The organism is Desulfogranum marinum (assembly GCF_016918565.1).
In the GTDB taxonomy this organism is placed as follows: domain Bacteria; phylum Desulfobacterota; class Desulfobulbia; order Desulfobulbales; family Desulfobulbaceae; genus Desulfogranum; species Desulfogranum marinum.
This window is the reverse complement of sequence record NZ_JAFFQD010000184.1, coordinates 1-387: the sequence shown is the minus strand read 5'-3', so window position 1 is coordinate 387 and position 387 is coordinate 1. Positions and strand designations below refer to the sequence as shown.

Here is a 387-nt window from a genome sequence, read left to right as displayed (position 1 = left end):
CCCTTCAATCAACGTTGACCACTCCGGAGACAGCGAATCCTCAAAGTCGGCCATAAAGACTTTAACGTTTGAGTTCAGGGCGTTAATCACCATTTTCCGATCGGGTGGGCCGGTGATCTCGACCCGACGATCTTCTAAATCTGCCGGAATAGATTGAATACGCCATTCACTGGCCCTTATGGAAGCCGTTTCCATATCGAAGTCTGGCAGATAGCCCTGGTCATATTGCTGCTGACGCTGCTGGCGAGCCGATAACAGCACTTCGCGTTGCGGTGCAAAGCGTGCGACCAGAGACTCTAAAAAAGAAACAGCCTCGGGCGTTAACAGCTGCTGTTCTGCATGGCTAAAGGGCTGGCTGAAAATCAGGGTATGGCTGATCACTGAGTC

1 pseudogene is annotated in these 387 nt (G+C 51.7%); it reads right to left on the bottom strand.

What is annotated here, in order from left to right:
- Positions 1-387: pseudogene (locus JWH17_RS23425) on the bottom strand (malate synthase A); the annotation flags it as partial.